The 25,187-nt window shown below is 34.9% G+C and carries 24 protein-coding genes; 18 read left to right on the top strand and 6 right to left on the bottom strand.

Features of this window, described 5'->3' with window-relative positions:
- The 3 genes from DK866_RS16420 to DK866_RS16430 form a co-directional block, all read right to left on the bottom strand.
- The gene (locus tag DK866_RS16420; protein WP_109409803.1) at positions 1-582 is read right to left on the bottom strand and encodes a YebB family permuted papain-like enzyme; all 582 of its coding nucleotides are present in this window, start codon (positions 580-582) and stop codon (positions 1-3) included.
- 197 nt (positions 583-779) lie between these two features.
- Positions 780-1,604, bottom strand: a complete 825-nt coding sequence (locus DK866_RS16425; protein WP_109409764.1) for a VanW family protein — start codon at positions 1,602-1,604, stop codon at positions 780-782.
- 123 nt (positions 1,605-1,727) lie between these two features.
- Positions 1,728-2,642: a LysR family transcriptional regulator gene (locus DK866_RS16430; protein WP_109409765.1), complete on the bottom strand. Its 915-nt coding sequence runs from the start codon at positions 2,640-2,642 to the stop codon at positions 1,728-1,730.
- Between the two features lie 110 nt (positions 2,643-2,752).
- Here DK866_RS16430 and DK866_RS16435 point away from each other — a divergent pair, with 110 nt between their 5' ends.
- The 10 genes from DK866_RS16435 (at position 2,753) to DK866_RS16480 (ending at position 12,025) form a co-directional block, all read left to right on the top strand.
- Positions 2,753-4,246, top strand: coding sequence for an SLC13 family permease (locus tag DK866_RS16435; protein ID WP_109409766.1), 1,494 nt, complete (start codon positions 2,753-2,755; stop codon positions 4,244-4,246).
- A gap of 22 nt (positions 4,247-4,268) precedes the next feature.
- On the top strand, positions 4,269-4,874 hold the full coding sequence (locus DK866_RS16440) for a histidine phosphatase family protein (protein ID WP_109409767.1): 606 nt from the start codon (positions 4,269-4,271) through the stop codon (positions 4,872-4,874).
- Between the two features lie 603 nt (positions 4,875-5,477).
- Positions 5,478-6,002 (top strand): fimbrial protein, encoded by a 525-nt coding sequence (locus tag DK866_RS16445; protein ID WP_098942056.1) that lies wholly within the window; start codon positions 5,478-5,480, stop codon positions 6,000-6,002.
- A gap of 68 nt (positions 6,003-6,070) precedes the next feature.
- Entirely contained in the window at positions 6,071-6,739 is a 669-nt protein-coding gene (locus tag DK866_RS16450) for a fimbrial biogenesis chaperone (RefSeq protein ID WP_109409768.1), read from the top strand.
- Between the two features lie 24 nt (positions 6,740-6,763).
- On the top strand, positions 6,764-9,271 hold the full coding sequence (locus tag DK866_RS16455; protein WP_109409769.1) for a fimbria/pilus outer membrane usher protein: 2,508 nt from the start codon (positions 6,764-6,766) through the stop codon (positions 9,269-9,271).
- A gap of 86 nt (positions 9,272-9,357) precedes the next feature.
- Positions 9,358-9,879, top strand: a complete 522-nt coding sequence (locus tag DK866_RS16460) for a fimbrial protein (protein ID WP_109409770.1) — start codon at positions 9,358-9,360, stop codon at positions 9,877-9,879.
- 12 nt (positions 9,880-9,891) lie between these two features.
- On the top strand, positions 9,892-10,389 hold the full coding sequence (locus tag DK866_RS16465; protein ID WP_109409771.1) for a fimbrial protein: 498 nt from the start codon (positions 9,892-9,894) through the stop codon (positions 10,387-10,389).
- 21 nt (positions 10,390-10,410) lie between these two features.
- Positions 10,411-10,704, top strand: coding sequence for a helix-turn-helix domain-containing protein (locus DK866_RS16470; RefSeq protein WP_109409772.1), 294 nt, complete (start codon positions 10,411-10,413; stop codon positions 10,702-10,704).
- Complete coding sequence (locus DK866_RS16475; RefSeq protein WP_109409773.1) at positions 10,685-11,674, top strand: fimbrial protein; 990 nt, start codon at positions 10,685-10,687, stop codon at positions 11,672-11,674. Before DK866_RS16470 ends, DK866_RS16475 begins: the two co-directional genes overlap by 20 nt.
- 48 nt (positions 11,675-11,722) lie before the next feature.
- A complete protein-coding gene (locus tag DK866_RS16480; RefSeq protein WP_109409774.1) occupies positions 11,723-12,025 on the top strand; it encodes a helix-turn-helix domain-containing protein in 303 nt (100 codons plus the stop codon).
- 70 nt (positions 12,026-12,095) lie between these two features.
- On the opposite strand, the gene DK866_RS16485 is transcribed toward DK866_RS16480, so the two are convergent.
- Positions 12,096-13,568 (bottom strand): anion permease, encoded by a 1,473-nt coding sequence (locus tag DK866_RS16485; RefSeq protein WP_109409775.1) that lies wholly within the window; start codon positions 13,566-13,568, stop codon positions 12,096-12,098.
- Positions 13,569-14,090: 522 nt separating this feature from the next.
- On the opposite strand from DK866_RS16485, the gene DK866_RS16490 reads away from it, so the two are divergent.
- Positions 14,091-14,996, top strand: coding sequence for a LysR substrate-binding domain-containing protein (locus DK866_RS16490; RefSeq protein ID WP_109409776.1), 906 nt, complete (start codon positions 14,091-14,093; stop codon positions 14,994-14,996).
- A gap of 73 nt (positions 14,997-15,069) precedes the next feature.
- Here DK866_RS16490 and DK866_RS16495 read toward each other — a convergent pair whose 3' ends face one another.
- Positions 15,070-15,942, bottom strand: coding sequence for a pirin family protein (locus tag DK866_RS16495; RefSeq protein ID WP_109409777.1), 873 nt, complete (start codon positions 15,940-15,942; stop codon positions 15,070-15,072).
- A gap of 281 nt (positions 15,943-16,223) precedes the next feature.
- On the opposite strand from DK866_RS16495, the gene DK866_RS16500 reads away from it, so the two are divergent.
- The 7 genes from DK866_RS16500 to DK866_RS16530 all read left to right on the top strand — a co-directional run bounded on the left by DK866_RS16500 (position 16,224) and on the right by DK866_RS16530 (position 24,159).
- Positions 16,224-16,901, top strand: a complete 678-nt coding sequence (locus DK866_RS16500; RefSeq protein ID WP_072070150.1) for a hydrolase — start codon at positions 16,224-16,226, stop codon at positions 16,899-16,901.
- 106 nt (positions 16,902-17,007) lie between these two features.
- Positions 17,008-17,574 (top strand): YceI family protein, encoded by a 567-nt coding sequence (locus DK866_RS16505; RefSeq protein ID WP_109409778.1) that lies wholly within the window; start codon positions 17,008-17,010, stop codon positions 17,572-17,574.
- 546 nt (positions 17,575-18,120) lie between these two features.
- Positions 18,121-19,788 carry an acyl-CoA synthetase FdrA gene (locus tag DK866_RS16510; protein WP_072070148.1) on the top strand — a complete coding sequence of 556 codons (1,668 nt, stop codon included), beginning with the start codon at positions 18,121-18,123 and terminating at the stop codon, positions 19,786-19,788.
- Positions 19,789-19,800: 12 nt separating this feature from the next.
- Entirely contained in the window at positions 19,801-21,066 is a 1,266-nt protein-coding gene (locus DK866_RS16515; RefSeq protein WP_072070147.1) for a DUF1116 domain-containing protein, read from the top strand.
- A gap of 42 nt (positions 21,067-21,108) precedes the next feature.
- On the top strand, positions 21,109-21,936 hold the full coding sequence (locus tag DK866_RS16520; protein WP_109409779.1) for a DUF2877 domain-containing protein: 828 nt from the start codon (positions 21,109-21,111) through the stop codon (positions 21,934-21,936).
- Between the two features lie 47 nt (positions 21,937-21,983).
- On the top strand, positions 21,984-22,889 hold the full coding sequence (locus DK866_RS16525; RefSeq protein WP_109409780.1) for a carbamate kinase: 906 nt from the start codon (positions 21,984-21,986) through the stop codon (positions 22,887-22,889).
- A gap of 25 nt (positions 22,890-22,914) precedes the next feature.
- Positions 22,915-24,159 (top strand): MFS transporter, encoded by a 1,245-nt coding sequence (locus DK866_RS16530; protein ID WP_109409781.1) that lies wholly within the window; start codon positions 22,915-22,917, stop codon positions 24,157-24,159.
- A 58-nt stretch (positions 24,160-24,217) separates the two neighbouring features.
- On the opposite strand, the gene allS is transcribed toward DK866_RS16530, so the two are convergent.
- Complete coding sequence (gene allS / locus DK866_RS16535; RefSeq protein WP_109409782.1) at positions 24,218-25,132, bottom strand: HTH-type transcriptional activator AllS; 915 nt, start codon at positions 25,130-25,132, stop codon at positions 24,218-24,220.
- Between the last annotated feature and the right edge of the window lie 55 nt (positions 25,133-25,187).

Raw genomic sequence — 25,187 nt, forward strand, 5'->3', positions numbered from 1 at the left:
TTAATTAATACTTTCATGGCTACGATAAATTAAAGATAAATGAGGATGTTGCCATAAACTCGCTGGAGTGACGGTCGTTCTTTCCCAAGGAATTTGCCCAATAAACCATAATTTCCAGAATTGTAATTTAGCATTGGGATTTTTACTTAATAACTCTTGGAAGGTTTCGATTTCACCTACACGAATAGAAAGTGCTGATTTATAAATATCGAAAACAAATTTAGAGCAAAATTGCCGGGAAGAATCGTATTTAAATCCTGTGTGGTAAAGCTTATTTAATCTTTCAGGGACTTGTGCGATAAGTGCATTTTTTTGTTCATCTGATAATTGTGTTGATAAACGGCGTATTGCATAGCGTTTACCTGATGAACGATTAATAAAGCGAGTTAATGTCGTTGTTGTTGATAGTGGAACACGGCTTTCTGCCACTAAATAATCTTCACCATTATGGCCAACAATAATGCCAACATGATTACTCCAGCATAAAGAAGCGGAGGAAATTTGACGAAATAAAGAGGTACCAATACATGTAAATACGATATCACCAACTTCTAATTCTTGTGGATAATCAAGTTTTATCATCATTATATTACCTATTAAATAGAAGCATAATTACCATTCTTTGACTCTAATAAATAGATATAGTTTCTATTTGATAATTCAATGACTTCCAAATAAAAAGTAGGCTATATTTTAATAAAGTCTTAATTTTAAGAATAATGTAATCTTTTATTGATAATAGGAAGTTTAATTTAGAATATTAAAAATAATTACTGTGATTAATCCAATTGTTCATCTGAAATATCATATTTTACGACAACACTATTTTTATAAAGTAATTCAGATTTCAGTAATTTAGGGAAAGCACCTACATTATTTTTAGTATAAATATCTCGCCAAATTTCATTGCAGCGATACACATGCTCTCCTTTTTTGATAAACGAAGAGGATTTTTCGTAGATATGATAGCGATACTCCCTCGTTTCGCTACAGAGCAATTCTCCTTCTAATTGATGCTCTGCTACATGTAATTTAATTTGATAATCATAAGGTGTTGGATTATATAAAACTAAATCCACATAATTATAGAAAATAGCAGCGCCAGATCCAAAAGGAAGAACTCTTCCCTCATCAGGAAAAGGATCAAAACTATGATTAGCTTTTTCAATCACCTTTAATTCAGAATGTAGTGCTAGCCAATGAATTAAATTACTTGCCTGACAAATTCCGCCGCCGACACCTTTTCTAGCCTCACCGTAAGAAAGTTGCATGCCGTCAATAAAACCTCGTTTATAACTAGGTTTTCCAACTAGATAGCAAAAAGAGAAATACTCACCAGGATGGATAATGACGCCATCAAGTGCTGTTTCAACTAATTTAAGATTTGTTATTTTATTGTATTGTAATTGAATATCACTTTCGCCACGGCGACTAATTAATTTAGATGTATGTTTCAGATAACGGTATAAAAGTCGTTGTTTTGGTTGAATGTCTCTACTGTATTTCCGGCCTGAAAATCGCCAGCTTAGCGAACGAAATAAACGACGTTGCGCCACTCTCAAAGTATAAAGAATAGGGTGATAGGATGAGAGTGTTTTACGCATAAAATCCTTTTAAACGGTATTAGAGAAAAGGTAGAAAATTGAGGATGTATCATAACGATTTAACAGAGATATTGATACGCGAATATCCCTACAACAAGGTAAATAAGAGATTGGATAATCAATTTATTTATTGATATCTTTAGTTAAAATCTGAGCTTGAGATTGTAAAACGGATAAAAAATTCTTAGTAGCAGGAGAGATATACTTTTCTTTATGATGAAAGTAACGAATGCCTCGGCTAAATTGAATATCATCAAAAGAAATCTCACATAAAAGGCCTGATTTTAATTCTTGTAAAATAGATAAGCGAGATAAAACAGAAATTCCTAATCCATGAATAACACCTTGCTTGATCCCCTCTAAGCTATTTATTTCCATTATATTTTTGATCTCTTTATTATTTTCTTTGATCCTGTCTAATAAAAAATCACGAGTGGCAGAGTGCTCTGGCTTGATCAGAAAAACTTCAGATTCAATATCAGAAAATCTGCAATGTTTCTTTTTGGCTAACCAATGTGTTGGAGAACAAATAAGCACGAGGGGATCGATAAGGAAGGTATCAAGATGATATTCAGTCGGATCTAAATAGATATGATCTGACATGATTAAAAACTCTAATTCTTGGGTATCAAGTTTATGGATAAGTTGTGTCGAACTTGAAATATCCATGCTGAGTTTTACGTCAGGATACTGTTCTCTAAATTGCGCCATAATTTGTGGTAACAGGTAAACACCAACAAAATGGCTAGCGCCAAACTTAATTTCACCTTTAGAGGGATCATCAAATTGTCGCATATGCTCAGAAGAGGATTTTACTAAATTAATAATCTGGGTTGCGTATTGTTGATATACCTTACCTTGAGGCGTTAAATAAAGCCGATTGTTGATCCTTTCGAACAATGTTGTTTGTAACTCCTCTTCCAATTTTCGAATTTTTATACTGACACTGGGCTGAGTGCAAAATAGGCGCTCTGCGGTTTCTGTCACATTAAAACCGTTAGCAAGTAATAGAAAGGCATCTAATTGGCTTAAATTCATATCAAAACCATAAATTATTTTTATAGTAATAATATATTAATACAATTATCTTTATACCTCAATATTTCTATACTGAACTTTCCTACCCTACATATTAAGAGGAATCGGTTATGGAAAAGACTGCGAAGCGAGATGATATCGCTAAACCAGCGCCATCATCACCAAAACAAAACGGTAATAAAATAACGTTAAAAACAATAGGAATACCTTTAGCTCTATTAGTATTGCTAGTTCTATTTTTTATGCCAACGCCAGATGGATTAAGTATTGAAGGGCAAAAAGCGATTGCTATTTTTTGCGCTGCGTTAATTTTATGGGTTTGTGGTTCTTTGCCTATTTATTTAACCTCGATGCTAGTCATTGTGTTATTACCAATAACAGGCACTGTAGCAAAAGAGAAAGTTGTTTTTGGGACGCTAGGTTATGACGTTATATGGTTGATGGTTTCAGCTTTTGTTTTAACTTCAGCGATGATCAAATCGAATATCGCCAGACGCTTTGCTTTATGGATGATCACAAACTTTGGTCAGACACCCAAAAAAGCATTATTTGTCCTGATATTAATTAACTTCTGTTTAGTTTTCTTTGTACCTTCAACAACAGCACGTGCGACATTAATGGTGCCGATTTGTATGATCTTATTAGAGATACATAAGGCGATCCCTGGAAAAAGCAATTACGGGAAATTAATGATGTTGCAAGGGGTACAGGCTGACGCTTTAGCAACATCCGGTGTTATGACAGGAACTGCTGCCAATATTATTGCGGTTGGATTTATTAATTCACAAGCAGGTGGTTCTATTGGTTATATGGATTGGCTAATTGCCTCTTTCCCATTGGCAATTGTTGGTATGACTATCTCCTTTTTTATTGGATTAAAATTATTTTCCTTCAAAGGAGAGGTGGATTTCGAAGGTTCACTGGGAAAATTAAAACAAGAACGCTCTCAGCTTGGTGCGCTTACTAAGAATGAGAAAAAAGCCATGTATATCTTTTTAATGGCAGTGTTCTTATGGGCAACCGAAAGCTATCACCAAGATATGTTTGGCTTCAAGATTAGCGTTTATATGACCGCTGTTATTGCCGCCATTCTTTGCCTGATGCCTCGTATTGGCTTATTAACGTGGAATGAAGCCAATATCAAATGGGATCTAATGATATTTGCAGCAGGTGCTTATGCGGCTGGTAACACCTTAGAATCTACAGAAGGCGCACAATGGCTAATTGGTAAAATGGTTTATGGACTTGGGCTAGAAAATATGAGCACTACAATGGTTTATATTGTGGTTGTCTTTATCTGCATGTATAGCCATTTAATTTTTACCAGTAAAACAGTAAAAACAACCATCTTAATTCCAGCCATTATTGCACTTGCTAAAACATTGGACATGGACCCGGTTACATTGGCATTAGCAGCGTCATTTACACTGACTTATACCATTACCTTACCACCACATTCGAAAGTAAATACTATCTATTTCTCAAGCGGCTACTTTAGTGTGTTAGAGCAAATGAAATATGGATTAATTACTTGTTTTGTTGGGGCATCGGTAATTTCTATTGCGATATTTACTTGGTTCCAAATTCTTGGATATGGTCTTTAAACCATTAAATTAAGGAATAATAATGAGACTAATTTTATTAAGACACGGTGAAACCTTATGGAATATGGAATCGCGCTTACAAGGACATGCTAATTCATGTTTATCACCAAAAGGTATTAATCAAGCAATGGCGATAAAAGAGAGCATTAAATTGTTATCCCCAACTCGGATTATTACGTCAGATTTAGGCAGAACAGTACAAACCGCAGAGATTGTCGGTCATCCAGAAGCAGTTAAAGAACCGTTATTGCGTGAGCTAAATATGGGGGAATGGACAGGACAAAGAAAACCAGAACTTATAAGACACCATGCAGACAAATATAAAAATTGGCGAGCAGGTACATATACGCCTCCTAAAGGCGAAAATTGGTTTGATTTTTGCGATCGTATTGGTGCTGCATTACAAGGATGGGTACGTAAAGAAGATAGTGATTTATTAGCTGTTGTGCATAGTGGTGTGATCCGCGCAGCTTGCAAAGTCTTTTTAAATCTATCTCCAGAGTTTTTATTACCTGCAACACCTGGAACAATAACAATATTAAATTTTGACTTAAATTCTGATAAGGCACCAAAATTAGAAGCTTATAATATTGGTTCCTATATGCCAGATAAGAATGTCGCTGATTAAGATTAATAAGAAGTGGTTTTCAAATTAATCGTTGTAATTGAAGTTATGTAACTATCTAAAAAGCACTCCGATATTAAATCAGAGCAAGGGAAACCTTGCTCTTTTTTTGTCTATGACAATAAAACCATACATTTTATAAATAATGTTTTTTATTCTTTTTTCATTCAATTTGTAACTGATAGGTTAAGTTGGAATTTGTTCAAGAAATAATACGCTAAGGAGTTATTTTAATCAAATAGAATAAAAAGTAGCTTTTATTATTAAGAGGAAATAATAATTTTTTTTCATTCACACCATATGCGTTATAAAATGAAATAAAAGATGTGTTTATTAATAAAAAATAGTATTTAACTTTTATTTTGATTTAACAATGTTGTATCAATATATGAAAATTTAAAATAATTAAAAATAAACTTCATTAATTAACTAATAAAGGGTTTGCTTGGTTTTAAATCCTAATTTAAATCAAAAAAATGAATATTATACCGCTATAACCAAAACTTGTTTATTATAAAAAACAATTAGATAATACTCACATACTGAGTTAATTAAGTATTTTTTAATTGATTTGGTTTTATTAATAAAAATTAATCGGAGAAAAAAATGAGAAAAAACTTACTTGCAACATTAATTGCTGCAACGACTATCTTTGTCACTAATAATGCATTAGCAGCGGATGGTACTATTGATTTTACAGGGGAAATTATAGATAACGCATGTGAATTAGCAGCGGGCTCTGATGCTTTAAAAGTTAATTTAGGTACCGTCTCTAAAAAAGCATTACCAAGTACAGGAAGTACTGCTGCAGCGACAAAATTCACAATTAAATTAATTAATTGCCCTAAAACAGTGACCACTGCATCTGTTAAATTTGACGCAGATTCATATGTAGGTGATGACAGTGTTATTGCCCTGAAAAAAGAGTCGGGTGTAGCAACTGGAGTAGGTATTCAAATTACGGATGATGCGAATGTTGTAGTACCTTTATTTACAGCATCTAAAGCCTATCCATTAAAAGAAAATATTGAAAATAATTTAGATTTTAGAGCTCGTTATATTGCTAAGACAGATTCTGTTACTGCGGGTTTAGCAAATGGTAATGCAACATTTACTATTAACTATAACTAAATAAGATTAAATATAAATTAAGGTTTAAAAGGACTTGAACCTTATTATAAAAATACAGTGGTGATAATATGAAGTTTATTATTGTCTTTTTAATTTCTATTCTTTTTTTTATTAATCAATCTTCTGCTGGCGTTATTATTGGTGGAACTAGAGTTATTTATACAGAAGGGAATAAAAACGTTAGTATTAATGTTGAAAATCCAGATAAAATTCCCTATTTAATCCAGTCTTGGATAGATGATGTTAATGAAAATAAACAGTCAAAATTTACCATTACTCCACCTTTATTTAGATTAAATCCAGATAAGGCGAATACGCTGAGGATTTTTTTAACTGAAGGAAATTTGCCTAGTGATAAAGAATCTCTATTTTGGCTAAATATAAAAACAATACCAGCTACAGAAAAAACAGAAAATTCATTGCAGATTGCTTTTAAGACTCAAATGAAATTAATTTACCGACCTGAAAATTTAAAAAAGGTGAATTTTGAGGAAGAGCAGAAAAAATTAATATGGTCAAAAATTGGAAATAAAATCAGTGTGAATAATCCAACACCTTATTATTTTAATTTTCAGATGATTAATTTTAATGGGAAATCAGTAAATGATGTCTCTTATGTTGAACCTTTTTCAACAAAATCATTTGATATAAATGATGGTAATGAACATGGCACGATAAACTGGGAAGTTATTAATGATTATGGTGCTAGCGTAAACTTATCAGAAGTTAAAATATAATAAATTATAAATTTAGGTTTTAATATGAAAATTAGCAAAATATGTATTAGCCTAATTTTATATTTGGGCTATACGGTTTTATCATATGCGGAAAACGACAAATCAGATAATATCTATTTTGATCCTGATTTTCTTGAGTCATCGGATAAAGAAAGTATCGATTTATCTCCTTTCGAAAATAACCAGCAACTAGCGGGAAATTATTACGTTGATATCTATGTAAATACTAATTTGATCCTAACTAAAAATATTAGATTTGAAAAAAATAAAAACAATCAACTTATTCCATGTTTATCAATTGATGATCTTAATGATTTTGGTGTTAAAACAAGGGATTACCCAAAGCTATATACAATGACTGATAGCTGTGTGAATTTATCTGCGATACCTGATGCTAAAAGTGAATTAGAGTTTGATTCTCAAAGATTATATTTGAGTATTCCTCAAATTGCTTTATCTAAGTATCCGCGAGGGTATATAGATTTAAATAAGATAGATAATGGTATCACTGCATTTTTGCTTAATTATAGTTACAGTGGGTCGAAAAATTACGATCGTAAAGATAATAACTCAAGTGAAACGTCTCATTATATAAATTTAAGACCTGGGCTGAACTTTGGACCGTGGCGATTACGTAATTATACCACATGGTCAAATTCAGATAATCAATCAGGAAAGTGGAATACTGTTTACACTTATTTATCGCGTAATATAAATAAGATAAAAAGCCAATTAATGTTAGGTGATGGTGTTTCTCCATCTGCTATTTTTGATAGTGTGCCATTTAGAGGTGCTCAATTATCAACAGATGATGATATGTATCCTGAAAGTCTAAGAGGTTATGCTCCCGTTATTAGAGGTATTGCGCGCAGTAATGCCCAAATTACTATTAAGCAAAATGGATATATTATTTATCAGACAGAAGTCGCCGCAGGGCCTTTTGAGATTAATGATTTATATCCCACTGGGAGTAGTGGGGATTTATACGTCACGATAAAAGAATCTAATGGGAGTGAACAGCATCAAATCGTGCCATTTGCTTCTTTACCTGTTTTACAGCGTGAAGGCTATTTATCTTATAGTGTGACGGGAGGTGAATATCGCTCTTATGATAAGAATGTGGATAAAACTAAGTTTGGACAATTTACATTAATTTATGGCCTACCTTATGGAGTGACAACTTATGGTGGTAGCCAATTAAGCCAAGACTATCAATCTTATTCTTTGGGGGCAGGAAAAAACTTAGGTGTTTTTGGTGCAATTTCTGTCGATATTACACATGCAAGTTCAACTTTTGATAATGGTATTAAGCAGCAAGGACAATCTTACCGTTTTAGATACAATAAAAATCTGAACGATGTGGGCACAAATATAGCGTTAGCGGGTTATCGTTATTCTACAAACGGTTTTTATAGCTTATCTGAAGTGTTCGATAGTTTTCGACGTACAAATTATAGTCCAGAAGTTGAACGTCGCCGTAATCGTGCTGAAATTACGATTAACCAGAATTTAGGCGAAGGAAATGGCTCTTTAGCTATCGGTTATATAAAAGAAGATTACTGGAATAGTAATAAAAAAACGCAATCAGCAACGTTAGGTTATAACAATAGCTGGCAAGGTATCAGTTATGGGATGAACTATACCTATAATAAAAATACTAATCGTTACTCTTATGTGACGGGAGAAAAAACACAAAGTGATGATGAACATCAATTTGCCTTTTCAGTAAGTGTACCTTTTAGTGTATTTGACGATACTTTCTATTATAACTTTAATACAAATAGTAGTAGTAACAATGCAAGTACAGGAAGTGTTGGAATTTCTGCGTCTCAGCTCAATAATCGATTAAATTGGAGCGCACAGCAAGGATTTACCAACCAAGATCAAGGATCTTCTGGAAATATCAATGCATCCTATAAAGGTCAACTAGGTGATATTACTGGGGGGTATAGTTACGGGAAAGATAACCATAATCTTTATTATGGGGTCAATGGTAGCGTAGTTGCTCACTCTGGAGGAATAGTCCTTGGACAACAACTGGGTGAAACGTCTGCAATTGTTGATATACCTAATGCAGGTGATGTTGCGATACTAAACCAAGCGGGTGTCAAAACTAATAGTATGGGTTATGCATTAGTGCCTTATGTTACACCGTATCGCAAGAATACCTTAGAAATTGATACATTAATGCTGCCTGAAAATACAGAAATGGAATTGACTAGCCAAACGATTTCACCTAGTCGAGGTGCTTTAGTCAAAGCTGATTTTTCTGCTAACGTGGGTTATCGCGTATTGATGACGGTTAATCTTGCAAATAAAAAACCAGTTCCATTTGGTGCTCAAGTTATTTTTAAAGATAACAGCCAATTGAATAGTATTGTTGGTAATGATGGAGAGGTTTATTTATCAGGGTTAGAACAACGCGGAAACTTAACTATTAAATACAACAATGAAACATGTCATGTAAATTATGATTTATCAAGTGTTCTTGATTATTTAGGACTCTATAAAATCACTGTGACTTGTCAGTAGTAAATTTAAATAGCATTAAAGTTAATATATTAAACCCAGTTATTTCTTTTATAGCTGTCGATATTTGCTACGCGTAGGAAAGTGAAATGACTATATTAATAAGATTTTTTGTTTTAATAACCAGTGTAATAATAAGTTTTCCTTTACTCGCTGGGAATACGGTTACGGTTAATTTTTCTGGAAATATTAGAGCAGCAACTTGTAATATTTCTGGAGGAAGTAATATTAATATTGATTTAAAAGAGATGCCTGCAAATTTATTTAAGACAACAAATTCGAGTTCGGTGTGGAATAATTTCACGATTAAATTAATTGATTGTTCACCCACAATAAATCAAGTAAAGCTAACATTTACCGGTACACCAGATAATGCTGATGTCGATAATTTATATAAAAATGAAGGAACTGCAAAGAATATTGCTGTGCAATTGCAGAATGAAAATAGTAATGGATTAATACCATTAGGCAATCAAAAATCACTGTATATCGCGGTTAATGGTCAGTCATCAGTGAATATTCCTTTAAGAACACGGGCATTTAGTAAGCTTGGAAATGCCACACCAGGCACGGTATCTGCAAAGATCACAGCAACCATAGTCTATAGGTAGAGGCAGAATATTATGTATAAAATCATACCCTTATCCTTATTGTTTTTATTTTCTCCTTTTGCAGTAGGAAGTGTTGTTAATATTAATGTTTATGGATCTGTGATTGCATCACCTTGTGAATTAGAAACAAAAAATTATTTGATTGATCTTAACAAAATAAATATTAGAAATATTAAAAACAATCAAAAATCAGATTGGGTTAATTTCTCTATAAAGTTAAAAAATTGCCCAATAACAACGAATAAAATCACAATGACCTTAAAAGGGATTGTTGATCCTAATTATCCAGAATATTTTATTAATAGTGGAACAGCAAAAAGTACGGCATTAAATATCGCAACACAATTAAATAAAAGTATTATAAAAAATAATGAAAAATTAATAGTGAACGTTAATCAGCAGACACACAATGCTGAATTTCCTTTATCGGCAAGAATTATAGGTTATGGAAGTAATATCACTGTGGGTTCATTTAAAAGTCATCTTGAATTTACGCTTCTTTATAATTAACGAATAATAAAGGAAATAAAAATGAGTCATATTTATCCTGCCTCAAAAATGATTGGAAAAAAAATAGCTTATTATAGAGTTATGAATGGGTACACTTTAAGTGAGCTAGCAGAAATGATTGGTATCAGTCAACAACAGCAATCAAGATATGAACGAGGTATTAATAGAGTTAGTTTGGATAGACTTTATCAATATGCTCGTGCTTTTGATATTTGTTTAAGCCAATTTTTTATTTTAGATGAAGAAGAACAAAAAGAGATGAAAACTAAAATAATAGATAAGTTAGGAGATAAAAATGCGCCATGTAAGCACTAAGTCTATTTTTTTATTAAGTGGGGTTTTATTTTATTCCACATATACTTTTTCTGCTTGTATTCAAAACCCGAATTTAAAAAATATTCGAGCTGATATACCAAATAAAGTTTATTCAATTCAATATGATGATATGAGAACTGGGTTATTAGAACAATTTACAGTTAGTTATAGAACTGGGCCCATAACGACTTATTCAGGGGATGATGGAAAATGCGGTAATGCCGTAGTTTCAGCAAGTTATACCAATGGATGGATACCCAATGCAACCAAGATAGCGCAGACAAATATTCCAGGCATTGGAATACAGGTCTATTTTAATAAAATGGGGGCATTAAATACAACGTGGTCTGAGGATGGGGGATCAATAGAGACTACTAATAAATATAGACTTCTCGAACCTTCTTGGACTGTCAAAATAATAAAAACAGGCCAAGTAACACAGTCAGGAAGCTTAAAATTGGGAGAGGTTGCTAAAGCTGTGCAGAATAATACTGCACCTCGCAATACTACTTGGAATTTAACATCGTTATTTCTACCGTTAAATGCAATAAGAATAAACTCTTTAAAATGTTCAACTAAATCATTGAGTTATAATATTAATATGGGCACTTGGTATGATACACAATTTAAAAATATTGGCGATGTAAGTAAAAATGTTGATATTCCTATTACGTTAAGTTGTGCTGCGGGAACCAATATTAAAGCTACTGTAACGAGTAGTGCTGGATATATTGATGTAAATACAGGTAAATTAAAATTATCGGGTACAAATCCAGCAACAGGAATTGGAATTCAGTTATTAGATAAAAATAATAATCCTATTAAATTAAATACTAAAAATAGTTTACAAAATCAGGTTGCATCTGGCGATTATATTTTTGGTTGGAAAGCGCGCTATATAAAAACAGGAAGCACTATAACACCAGGAAGTGCAAACTCAATTGCTACAGTAAATATTTTGTATGAATAATTAATGAGTGTATTTTTGATATTATCAATTTTATTTTTTGGAGATGTTATGAATAAAGAAATATCAAGATTAGTTGGCGCTAAAATTAGAGAATTAAGAATAACACACAGTATGAGTGGCAGTGAGTTTGGTGCTTTATTGGGAATAAGCCAGCAACATCAATCTCGTTTTGAAAATGGTGAGTCAAACATCCATGCAGAAAGTATTTATATTTTATCCTATCTTTTTGATGTTGATTTAAATTATTTTTTTGATGGTGTTCAACATACCGTTGAGAAAGATAAAATAGAGAATAAAAAAAGTCATTATCAATCAGAGTCAATTATCGCAAGTAACGATATCTGGCGTTAACTTTATAAGATGCCTAACAATAAACTAGGCATCTTATATTTGTTTTATTTAAGGCTATTTTTTTTAAATCTTACCAATATCCTAATACTTTCCACCATACACTACCCAACGTTATCCAAACAATAAGGTTAACTACACTCATCACAAAGCCAGTTTTCCACCATTCGCCCAATGTGGCGTAACCTGAGCCAAAAATAATGGGAGCAGTACCTGTACCATAATGGGTTAATGACATCATTAATGAAGATGAGAATGCCAAAATAAGCCCTAATAACATTGGTGGTGCGCCAAGTGCTAAACCTGCGGCATAAAACGCGGCAAACATTGCGGTAATATGCGCGGTGGTACTGGCAAAAAAGTAGTGAGAATAAACATAAATTAGTACCAGTAATATCATGCCACTGACCCAACTTATTCCCATACTATCAATACTTGCCCCTACGCTGAGTGACAACCATTTAATCAATCCTAATTTTCCTAAGAAGGATGCCATCATTACTAAGGCAGAGAACCAAACAACGGTATCCCATGCACCTTTGTTTTTTAAAATATCATCCCAATTTAAAACACCTGTACATAATAAAATTGATAAGCCAATAAATGCGGCTGTTGTGGCATTAACACTGAACGCATCACCAAATAACAATGCAGGTACACCCGCCCACATAATTAATAATAAGGCGAAGACTGCAAGAGTTATTTTTTCAGGTAACGAAATAGGCCCTAATTGCGCTAAACGCTCTTTAGCAAAATGAGGAGCATTCGGAGTGCTGGTTATTTCAGGTTTATAAAGAAGGTAGATAACAATTGGCATTAATATTAATGAAACGATAGCGGGCACAAACGCAGCAATTGCCCACATAGACCAACTAAGCTCATGTGTAGGGTCAGTTTCGCTGATAATTAAACTCACGATAAGTGGATTAGGAGCTGTTGCCGTAATAAACATGGCAGAAGTAATTGGATTTATATTGTAGTTCACTAAAGAGAGGTAACGACCTATTTTTCCACTTGTGCCATCTTCTGCTTTAGAGTTAAAACTGTCTGAAATTGAACGCATAATTGGGTGAATAATACCGCCACCCCGAGCGGTATTACTTGGCGTTACTGGTGCTAATATTGTTTCGGCAATGGCTAATGAATAAGCTATTCCAATCGTTTTTTTACCAAATAACGAAATAAAATAATAACCAATTCTGGCACCAAGCCCAGTTTTATTTAGGCTCATAGAGACCATAATGGAAATACCAATTAACCAGATAAGATCATTGGAAAAACCACTTAATGCATCACCGATAGCAGCTTTAGTTGAATTAGGGTTAGTGACACCTGTAACAGCCACTAATGCGATAGCAATAATAGAAACAGCACCGATAGGAAGTGCTTTACCAATAATAGCAGCGATAGTACCAACAAAAAGGGCTAATAAATGCCAAGCATTGGGATCAACGCCTTCTGGAACGGGAATAAAAAACCAGATAATAAGGGTAATAGAAGCAGCGATTAAGGTAGGTATGGGTCGTAATGGAGTTAATTTGTTCATCAGGTTATTCCATTAGGTTGCAGGTTAAATAAATAATCGGAAGTAAAAAGTAAAACTAATAAGTATTTTTATTAAGGATGATCTTATTAACATATTATTAAATATTCATTGATTAATGTCATAAAAATAAAATTATTTATTAACTTGTCTTTAAAATAAGTTTTTTTATGTAACTTGATGTTATTAATATGCAAAGTGATTATCTATCTTTATGTTTTATAATAAATTTTACTAAATCAATCAAAGTTTAATAATAAAAACAAATTTCAGTGATAGGTGGTAATAAAATTAAATTATGGTATGTGAATTAATTCAATGTCACATTTGTAATATTAATTTAATTGGTTTTTTTTGAATTATGATATTATTTTAGATCGCCTTTATTTTATTAACCCATGTGATTATAATGTTATTAACAAAAGTTGAATAATGGAAAATAGTAATTACAATTATTTTCTCCATAACATCAATAACTGAAACAATTCAGCTTAATATGTAAAATAACCTAATGGGTGATACACAATGAAGTATGATTTAAATGACCTCTACTATTTTGTGAAAGTCGTTGAGTTTGGTGGTTTCTCTCAAGCGGCTGAAACATTAGGAATACCTAAATCTAAGCTGAGTCGCCGTATTGCTGATTTAGAACAAAAGCTCAATGTTTCTTTAATATATCGTTCTACGCGACAATTTCATGTCACCAAAATTGGGCAAACTTTTTATCAACAATGTAAAAATGTGGTTGCAGAAGCTGAGATTGCGGAAGAGGTTATTTGTTCAGCACAAGGGCATCCTCATGGCACAATTAAACTCTCTTGTCCTGTCGCATTATTACAAATATATATTCAAGATATATTGGTCGATTTTATGGAAAAATATCCGGATATTAATATTCAGATATTGGCCATTAATCGCCCAGTTGATGTGATTAGTGAAGGCCTTGATCTTGCATTAAGAGTCAGAGCATTGCCGCTAGATGATTCAGGTTTAACAATGAAAATTCTAGGTTATTCTCGGCGAGTGTTAGTTGCTAGCCCATTGTTATTTCAAGGGAGAGAGATCCCCAATTCCCCCGAACAACTTACAGATTATCCCATTTTGGCAAATAGCGAACATTCCCAGCATTATACACTCACACTCACTCATGAAGATGGTGCGGTTTCTACACAACATGTTACGCCTAAATTAGCCACAACCGATGTTTTGACTCTTTATAAAGCAACATTAAAGGGATTGGGAATAACAAGATTACCCTTGAGTGTGGTTGAAAAAGAGTTACAAAATGGCAAGTTAATTGAGGTATTGCCATCTTGGCGTTTTCCTAAAGATGTGGTTCATGCTGTTTATCCATCAAGAAAAGGACTATTACCTGCAATCCAAGTCTTGTTGGAATACCTTGCTGATAATATGTCACCAATGAAAGAGTAAAATTGATATAAAAACGGCTCCGAATAGAATAGGGAGCCGTTTGATTTCATTGTTTTTGTATAAAATAAAAACGTTATTCGTTAGGTATACGACCAAATTTACCTTGGTTAAAATCATCAATGGCTTGTCTGATTTGTGCTTCGCTATTCATTACAAAAGGGCCATAACCTACAACAGGTTCATTAATAGGCTCACCACTGAGATATAAAATAACAGCATCTTCAATGGCTTCAAGATTAACAGAGCCTCCTTCATTATCTAAAATAACCAAATCTCCAGTTTGTAATTGGGTTTGATTATCAAGATAAACACTGCCATGTAAAACCACTAAACCAACATAACGATCTTTTTTCGTTAGTAATGTGGTCGATTTTGCACTCTTTAATTGAATATCCCATACATCAACAGGCGAAAAGGTTTTTGCTGCGCCTTTCGTATCGTGATAATCCCCTGCAATAACGCGAAGCTGCCCTGCATTATCAGATAAAGGCAATACAGGGATCGCACTTTCTTTCAGTAATTGATAACCAGCAGGTGCTGATTTGGCATCTGATGGGAGATTAACCCATAATTGCACCATATCTAATACACCACCTTCTTTGGTAAAAGCATCAGAATGGTATTCTTGATGCAAAATACCCGATGCCGCAGCCATCCATTGGACATCTCCGGGACCAATAACACCACCTTCACCCGTTGAATCATGATGTGCAACCTCACCTTTGTAAACGATGGTCACTGTTTCAAATCCACGGTGAGGATGTTCTCCTACCCCTCGGTTATGGCCTTGAGATGCAGGAAAATCAGTAGGTCCAGCTCGGTCTAATAGTAAAAATGGATTTAAATATTTACCATGGTTGCTATAACTAAAGAGTGAACGAACATGAAAGCCATCACCAACCCAATGTTGACGAGGTGCTTTATAAATACCAATAATCTTTTTCATCATAATGTTCCTATAAAATTTCTATAGGTGTATTTTAAAGTGATTAATATATTTAAGTAGTATTAAAAATAGATTTCATTATTCTGAATATAGAACAATAAAAATATGTTTCAGTGTTCTATTTTTGGAATAGTGTTTATCATAATTGACTCTACCGATATTTTAATTAATTGACTATTGTTTATTACAACGAGGGGGAAACGATATAAAGATATCATCTTTTAATATTTCTCCTTAACTCAGTTAATAATCAATATTTATTAATTAAAAGGAATAAATAAATGAGTGCTCCAGCAAATTTTAATGGACAACGTCCTGTTATTAATCCAGAAGATGCTGTTATGTTATTAATCGATCACCAAAGTGGTTTATTCCAAACGGTTGGTGATATGCCTATGACTGAATTACGAGCACGTGCTTCAGTATTAGCGAAAATGGCAACATTAGCTAACATGCCTGTTATTACAACGGCTTCTGTACCGCAAGGTCCGAATGGCCCATTAATTCCTGAAATTCATCAAAATGCACCACATGCTAAATATGTTGCACGTAAAGGTGAAATAAATGCATGGGATAACCCTGAGTTTGTTGAGGCTGTTAAAGCGACAGGCAAAAAACAATTAATTATTGCTGGTACTATTACGAGTGTCTGTATGGCATTCCCTGCTATTAGTGCTGTTGCTGAGGGCTATCAAGTCTTTGCAGTTATTGATGCTTCAGGAACTTACAGTAAAATGGCGGAAGAAATTACTTTAGCTCGTATCGTTCAAGCTGGGGTTGTACCAATGGATACCGCAGCAGTTGCTTCTGAAATTCAGAAGACATGGAATCGTGATGATGCAGCACAATGGGCGCAAGCATACACCCAAATTTTCCCAGCTTATCAATTATTAATTGAAAGCTATAGCAAAGCTCAAGATGTATTAAAAAATAACGAGATATTAGATTCTCAGCGTTAATTAATTCTCAACTCTCTTTGTACTTTATATTATCTGTGTTTAAAAATGCCTATGAAGTATTTTCTTTATGGGCATTATTTTATAAAAAATAGATTAGGAAATTATAATGAAATTTATTTTATCTACCGTATTATCTTCATTATTACTTGTGCCAGCAGTACAAGCTAATGAATATAAGCTTGAACCAACGCATACTAAGGCAATGTTTTATATTGATCATTTTGGGACTTCAACTAACAGTGGTGGTTTCTATGAAATTGAAGGTGATTTAACATACTCACCAGAAAAGAATATAGGAAAAATAAACGTTTCTATTCCAGTCAAAACACTAAATACGGGATTAACGGCATTTGATAATCATGTGAAAAGTGCAGATATCTTAGATGCAGATAAATACCCAACAATTCAGTTTTCTTCAACAAAATGGTATTTCTCTGATAATAAACCCACATCCATTGAAGGGCTATTAACGATGAAAGGAAAAACATTGCCAGTTAAATTAACAACAACCAAGTTTAATTGTTATGAAAGCCCTGTGTTTAATGCGCCAGTCTGTGGTGGTGATTTTGAAACAACCATTAAACGTTCAGATTGGGGCGTGGATTTTTTGGTCAAAGAAGGGATGGCGGATAATATGACATTAAAAATTCAAGTTGAAGCTATTAAGCAATAAATTAAGTCATATTTTATTTTTATTTTATAGAAAAGGCCTTATTAAATATGAGGCCTTTTCTGTTTTTATATAATAATAAATATAATTTAAGTTAGGCGTTAAATTCTAAAAATAGAGTTAAAAGAGAGTTTATTTTTAATCGTTGATAATAATGATTTAATGTTGTATGTTATCGAATTGTTGCTTTGATTTTATTTCCTATTGTTTTATATGATTTTTATCACCATCGTTTTGTTTATTATCCGTTAAATTTTACCTTTCTATTTTTGGTTTTATCTCTGAATTAATAAACTTTCCTCATCATAATTTATTTAATAAATATCATTCGATTAAATAAAAATTTTTTACAATAAATAAGTGTGACTTCAATCACTCTACATTTCGATATTTCTTCAGTATGTTTATACGCAGAGATTCAAAATTAATAAATCAGACATTTATTTATATTGCTTAACAGTTTAAGCAAATAGGCTTCTTATTATCAAAAAAACGAAATGCAAATAGATATGTGCTGTTACATATATTAAATGCGTTAAGGATATCATAATGATCCATGCTTTTATTAAAAAAGGGAGCTTTCAGGATTCAGTTAGCCTGATGATTATTTCCCGAAAATTAAGTGAAGCCCCAGAGGTGGAAGAAATTTCCGTCATGATGGGAACACCAGCGAATAAATCTCTTCTTGATGTCACCGGCTTTTGGCATGACATGTTTAACGAAGCAACGCCGAATGACATTTGTGTTTCGATTAAAGCAGAATCAGACGATCCTGCCATTATCGATATGATTTCTACTGCTTTAGAAGAAGCATTAGCTGAAATTGCAAGTGGCCAGAAAGGCGGTAACAAATTAACGACAGTACGTAGCTGGCGTACCGCTAAACAAAAAAGCACTAATGCCAATATGTTACTTATCTCTATTGCTGGTGAATATGCCGCGGAATTGGCTGACACGGGCTTAGAAGATGGTTGTAACGTCATGCTGTTCTCTGACAACGTCTCTATTGCAGATGAAAAAGCACTAAAAGAAAAAGCAGCAGCAAAAGGTCTGATTGTGATGGGGCCTGACTGTGGTACTGCAAATATTGCAGGTGCACCTCTTGCTTTCGCTAACATTGCACCTAAAGGCTCTATTGGTATTGTTGGCGCATCAGGTACGGGTATTCAAGAAATTACCTCTCAAATCGTTTTACAACGCCAAGGTATTTCTCATTCAATTGGCCTAGGTGGTCGTGATTTAACAGAGCAAATTGGTGGTATCAGTGCAATCACTGCTATCAATATGCTAGCGGCAGATCCTAATACGCGTGTTATTGCTTTTGTTTCTAAGCCACCAGCGCCAGCTGTTCGCCAAAAAATTATTGCCGAAATGAAACGCCATAATAAACCGATTGTGGCGCAATTCTTAGGAACAACACCTGAGAAATTCCAAGACGACAATATCTATTTTACTCGCACGTTAGATGAAACGGCGCGCATTGCGGCTGAACTAGCGCGTGTTGAAGATATCGCAGCGGAATTACCAAAAGTTACAGGTAAGAAAATCATTGGTCTTTATGCCGGTGGTACGCTAGCGGCTGAATGCGCCATGTTGTTATCTGAAAAACTTAATGTTGAAGTCGATAACGAGCATAAACAAGGCACAATGCTAGATGCTGATGGTCACAAAATCATCGATATGGGTGATGATTTTTATACACAGGGTAAACCACACCCAATGATTGACCCATCTACACGTAACAAATTTATCAGTGAGCTAAGCAACAAAACAGAAGCTGGCGTGTTACTGGTTGATTTTGTTATTGGTTATGGTGCAACTCAAGATCCTGCCGGTGCGTTAATTCAAGAAATCAAAAAACTGAATGAAAAACGTGGCGAAGCCAATCCATTAATCACCATCGCAACCATTACTGGTACTGAAGACGATCCGCAAAACCGTAGCGAACAGCAAAAACAGCTAAAAGAAGCGGGCATTATTGTCATGGATACGTTGCCAGAAGCGGTTTTATTAGCAAAAGAATTAATCCAGCCACATCCAGCAGAAGCACATGCTGAAGTGTCACCACTGCTTAACGGGATCTCCGTGATCAACGCCGGTCTTCGTAGTTTTGCAGATGATCTGCAATCAAGTGGGACTCCTGTTGTGCATTATCAGTGGGCACCTGTCGCAGGTGGTAATAAAAAACTGGCTGAAATATTAAAGAAATTGAAATAAGGAATTGCAGATATGTATTCAACTATCGAACAAGCGAATGAAGCAGTTATCGAACGTATTCGTGAAGCCCGTCCTCACTGGTGTGATGTTAACTTAGCAAAAGAAGTTGTACCGGCTTTAGAAACAGGCAAAAAATTACTTCATGCAGGCCCTCCTGTAACTTGGGGTGAAATGAGTGGTCCTGTTCGCGGTGCATGTATCGGTGCTTCTTTATTTGAAGGCTGGGCAGAAACCGAAGAACAAGCATTAGCGATGTTAGAAGCGGGTGAAATTGAGTTTATCCCTTGCCATAACGTAAATGCAGTAGGCCCAATGGGCGGTATTACTTCTGCTCATATGCCAATGTTGGTGATTAAAAACCACATTCACGGTAACTACGCTTACTGCAACATGAACGAAGGTATTGGTAAAGTGATGCGTTTTGGTGCTTACGGCCCAGACGTGCAAGAGCGTCTACATTGGATGCAAAAAAGCTTAGCGCCAGTATTAAAAGCAGCGATTGCCACTTTCGAAAATGGTATTGACCTGACTGCAATTATGGGGCAAGCAATTACTATGGGTGATGAATTTCACCAACGTAATATCGCAGCTTCAGCCCTGTTACTGCGTCAATTGGCTCCAGTATTAAGCACATTAGATTTTGAAGATGCTGAAATCACAAAAGTGACTAAATTCCTGAGCATTACAGATCAGTTCTTCCTGAACTTAGCAATGGCTTACTGTAAAGCTGCGATGGATGCAGGTGCTCAAATCAAACAAGGCACTATCGTTACCGTTATGACCCGTAATGGTAGCAACTTTGGTATCAAAATCAGTGGAATGGGTGACCAATGGTTTACGGCCCCAGTAAATACACCACAAGGTCTGTTCTTCTCTGGTTTTAGTCAAGCAGATGCAAACCCAGATATCGGTGACAGTGCGATTACTGAAACTTTCGGTATTGGTGGAGCAGCAATGGTTGCAGCACCGGGTGTAACACGCTTTGTTGGTGCATCAGGTGGTATGGATGCAGCACGTGAAGTGACTGAAGAAATGGCTGAGATCTACCTTGCTCGTAACATGATGTTGCAAATTCCAACTTGGGATTTCCAAGGTGCATGTTTAGGATTAGATGCTCGTCGCGTTGTTGAAACGGGTATTACACCGCTGATTAACACGGGTATTGCACATAAAGAGCCGGGTGTTGGTCAAATTGGTGCAGGTACTGTACGCGCACCTTTAGGTTGCTTTGAAAAAGCGATTGTTGCATTGGCAGAAGAATTAGGCATCGACGCTTAATCGTGCTTTGTAACGATAAATCACAGCAATTAAGGGGGCATTATGCAAATTCAAGCACTTCAAACCAGCCAGCATATCACTGATTTTGAAGGTGAGATTAAATGTGTGGGCATTTATGACCATGCTTTGAATTTCATTTGCCCTCAACAACGCTTAATCACTTTTCATCGCGAAGGGAGAGGATTAAGCCCGATGGGATGGTTATTGAAACAAGATGATTTCGATTATTTTGCTAAACAGTGCCATCCCTCGGTCATGATGAGTCTAAAAGATCATCAAGCAATACTTGCAAATAAACTCACTCTACTCGCAGGTCAGAGTGAAAATTTACGTTTACAAGATAAAGCGGAACTAGATTTGCGTTGGTTAGAAAGTTTTTTTTCTCTACTCTCACCCTCAATTGCAACAGGGTTATATGGACCATTAAAAAATTATCGTCAAATCGCGCAACTCAGTGAAATTAAGTTATTAATTAAGCTATTTCATAATCAGTTAGTGGGCAATGCTGTTAACTGGGCCATTTTTACAGGGAAAGGCCCCGGATTAACGCCAAGTTCAGATGATATGCTAGTGGGAATGTTATTTGCACATTATTTAGCAGAGCCAGAAAAAAAACTTAATTATTTTTTTAATAACACACCTCCTTTATCTGAATTGACCACCGTTGTCAGTAAGCATTATTTGGAATATGCCACCCAGGGAATATTTTCTACCTATCTCATTCAACTAGGTAAAAAAATAAAGAATAAAGAGATTATTTTTAAGGATATGTTGGAAATACTCTCTATTGGTCATCATTCCGGTGCAGATACATTACTGGGATTATGGATTGGTTACCAAACTAAAAAACAACAACAGCATATTGATTAAATTTCTTTAATAAAAGAATTTATATAAACATTCGGATACGGATAATTATGAAAACAATTGTTATTGCTTTAGGCGGAAATGCATTATTGCAACGCGGAGAAGTTTTGTCTGCTGAGAATCAATATAAAAATATTGAATTAATGTCAGAGACAATTAATAAATTAGCAAAAGAGTACCGTGTTGTATTAGTACACGGCAATGGGCCTCAAGTTGGATTGCTTGCACTACAAAACCTGGCATATCAAGATGTTCCTGCATATCCGTTGGATATTCTAGTGGCTGAAAGCCAAGGTATGATTGGTTATATGATGATGCAAAAAATTAATCAAAATAACCCAGATCAAGCTATTACAACGGTAATGACGCGAGTTTCTGTTGATATTAATGATGAAGCATTTAACGACCCAAGTAAATTTATTGGCCCTATTTATGATGAAGCTGATAAAGAAGAATTAATTGCGAAGTATCAATGGACATTTAAGCAAGATGGTAAACATTATCGCCGTGTTGTGCCATCACCAACACCGAAAAAGATTATTGATATCGAGGCGGTAAGACTTTTATTAGATAAAGGTCATGTTGTTATTTGTGGTGGTGGTGGCGGTATTCCAGTTAATAACACAAATAATGAATTTATTGGTAGTGAAGCGGTTATTGATAAAGATTTAACAGCAGCTTTAATTTCTCGTGAATTAAATGCAGAACACTTTGTTATTTTAACAGAGGCAGATGCTATTTATAAAAATTGGGGTACACCAGAACAAGCCGCAATTCGTGAAGCAACACCAGAAGAACTTGCACCAATGGCTGTCGCTGATGGCGCAATGGGACCAAAAATTATGGCGGTGAGTGATTTTGTTAATGCAACTGGGCAACAAGCACATATTGGTGCATTACAAAATATTCAACAAGTTATTGAAGGTCAGTCTGGCACTTTAATTTATAAGTCTTAATAAAAATTCTTTCAGGAGCGTCATTATGAACGATGCACAAGTGAATGAGAAAGGCAAAGTCCCTTATTGGGTCAAACTGACCATTATCTTCTTCTTTGGTTGGATTGCACTTTATGGTAGCCGCGCTATTGTCGGCCCATTGATGGTAAATATTGGTGCTGAGTTTGATCTTACTAAAGCTCAACTTGGTTCTATCATGAGTATTTTCTTTATCGGATATACTGCACTCAATATTCCATCAGGCATGATTGGTGACTATTTAGGTAAGAAAAAAGTATTAGTAACAGGGGTTGTACTCTTTGGTGGATTCACCATTATTGCGGGGATGATGCCAACTTACGTGACCTTTATGTTTGCATGGGTCATGGTGGGGATCTTCCAAGGATTCTATTATGGCCCTCAGTATGGTTTATCTTCAGAAGCGATACCGAAACATCGTATTACGCTAGGTAGTGCAATTATCAATAGTGGTATGGCATTTGGTCTGTCTATTGGTTATTACATCTCAAGTATTTCTGTTGGTGAGATGGGAATGAGCTGGCGTGCGCCGTTCTATATTATTGGTGTCCCTATTATCATCATTGGTTTGGTGATGTTATGGATCATTAAAGATAAACCAAAAGCACAACCTGCGACAGAAGCTGGAGCACCAAAACAGAAAGTTAAACTGACATTTAAAGATTTATTTGGTAATCGCAATATCAACCTTGCGTATGTCACTATCTTCTGTTCAATCTATGGCTTCTTTGTACTAGTTACTTGGTTACCGTACTATTTAGAAACTGAACGTGGAATTACAGGGACACAAATTTCAACTATTGCATCATTAATGCCATGGTTTGCTATTCCTGGTTCACTTATTTTTAGCTGGGTTTCAGATAAAATTGGTCGTCGTAAACCTGTATTACTGATCATGTTACCATTGTCATTAGTCGCTATTTTGGCTGTACCAATGTCAGAATCAATGCCTGTGTTAATTGGTGCACTGATCCTTTACGGTATTGTAGGTAAAATCAGTACAAACCCAGTATTAGTTGCTGTAGTTGCTGATAACTCACCGCGTCATGCGTTAGGTACATCGTTTGGTGTTTATAACTGTATCGGTATGTTAGGTTCTGTTTTTGCGCCAACACTAACGGGTTTCCTATCAGATAAAACAGGAAGTATGGACTCAGGTTTCTACTTTGCCGCTATTCTGATTTGTATTGGTATTGTGGCAAGCCTCTTTATTAAAGAAAGCAACAATAATAATGAAGAAGCAAAAGCATAGTTATCTATTCAGATAGTTACTGAATTAGCAGCAAAAGGGCAAACTTCGGTTTGCCCTTTTAATTTAAAGGATCGTAAAACGATTGCACGCTGGGATGATTTTGCTTAAATAATTCCACTAAATAACTGACTACCGCACCTTTTTTATCTTCACACCACGCTAAAGAAAGTGGTGAATTATGACGACGATTCCTTACTTCCTTGGCAATTAGTTGCCCACTATCAATAAGAGGTTTGCATAAACTTAATGGTAAAAATCCGATACCGACGCCTTTTAAATGACAGGCTAATTTGGTGTGTAAATCAGGTACGCGAATTTCGTGCTGACCAGATAAGCGCCATGCTGTGCGTTTAGAAAGATGGCGAGACGTATCTTCGACGTTAACCGCAGAATACATGCGCATTTGGTCATCACTTAATACGCCACTGATATTGGCTAAAGGATGATTAGGTGCAACAACAAATTGCCATTGAATTTCACCCATCGCACAAATGTTAATATTATTCTTAAGGGATTCATTCCCCGTAACGCCAATAGCAAAATGATAATCTTCGTTAATAAGTGCATCCCAAACACCCATATAAACTTGGCGAGTAATATGAAATTGCGTTGAAGGAAAACGTTGATGAAGGCAAGCTAGCATACTGGCAACCGCAGTGCGATCATAAAGAAGATTATTTATGACAATATTCACTTGATGTTCGACACCTGCATTCATTTGCTGAAGTTCCACCGGCATTGATTCTAACCATACAATCCATTGACGGCATTTTTCTAATAAATATTCACCAGCAGGGGTTAACGTTACGGTTCTGGTTGTACGATTAAAAAGTTGAGTGCCGATATTTTCTTCTAATGTTTTAATTCGATAACTAATGGCTGCGGATGTTTTATGAAGCATATCAGCTGCTTTGGTAAAACTTTGGCAATCGGCGACCTGTATAAAAGTACGGATCATTTCTTGGTCTAACATATCTTTTGTCCTGGTAATAAGAGAGGCAAAATTTCAGCAGATAATGCTGAACTAA

The organism is Proteus genomosp. 4 str. ATCC 51469, from assembly GCF_003144375.1.
Classification (GTDB): Bacteria; Pseudomonadota; Gammaproteobacteria; order Enterobacterales; family Enterobacteriaceae; genus Proteus.